This is a genomic window from Mammaliicoccus fleurettii (genome assembly GCF_003970575.1).
Taxonomy (GTDB): domain Bacteria; phylum Bacillota; class Bacilli; order Staphylococcales; family Staphylococcaceae; genus Mammaliicoccus; species Mammaliicoccus fleurettii.
On the sequence record NZ_RXWZ01000222.1, the window covers coordinates 1 to 975 of the forward strand.

Below are 975 nucleotides of genomic sequence, written 5' to 3' on the forward strand. Positions count from 1 at the left end.
TTGATATCTATTTTAATATTTCTAGTCATAATAAAACTCCCTGCTAAGTTTTCACTATTTAAGTGTTTACTTAACAGGGAGCATATCAATCGGTGAGATAGGCTTTGTTTTTATTTAATTAAACTATTGTTTAATAACATTTGATTTAAAATCATTAATTGTTCAGGTACAGTGTTTCTTGATACATCTGGATGACTTTTAATATGCTCATCTATTTTATTGATTTTTCTCAAATTATCTCCTTCAATTTTATTAATCTTATCAAAATTGAATGGAACATTTTCTGAACCAATTATATATTTTTCAGATTTACTCTTATTATATAAATTATTATTTACTTGGTCAGTTATATCTTCTATTCTAATACCCTTTAAGAAATGTTCATCCTTAATATTATACTCACCTAAACTTAATATAGGATCTACTGCTAAACACTGCAAGTCCATTTTAGAGCCATAATATAATGAACCTGTTCCACCTTTTGAAGCACCATAAAGTACAATATCTTCATCATTTAAACTTAATTCATTTTTAACTCTGTTTATAGCTTCAACAATATCTGACTCCATATTCGAATAATTAATAGTATTAATATAATGAGAACCATGAGAACAATTCAAATCCATTATTCTCATAGTATAAACATTTTTAACTAAACTTCGTTCAATTGTGTTAAAGAAAGTAGGAAACATTCTATCTGTCATTAAATAGTGATCGTATTTTTCTGCACTTGGCATACAAGTAAATATAACTAGTAGTTTATTTTTATTTTGACTATTATTTTTCTTTTTTTCTTTAGGTTCATCAAGTGTATAAAAAACATCTCCTTGTTTATACAAGTCTTGACGTTTCCATAATTCGTTTATAAATTCTCTTTTATATAAACGTGAGATTCCATTAGAATGATAATATAAAATATAGTCATTCTTCAGTAATTCTTTATATAAATTGTATATGTCTTTATCTCTTCTAGCC

General features: G+C 25.3%; 1 protein-coding gene. It reads right to left on the reverse strand.

Features of this window, described 5'->3' with window-relative positions; all coding sequences use genetic code 11:
• Nucleotides 1-110: 110 nt before the first annotated feature.
• On the reverse strand, nt 111-975 hold an 865-nt coding region (locus CD129_RS12700), incomplete at its 5' end, for an accessory Sec system protein Asp2 (protein WP_170167706.1).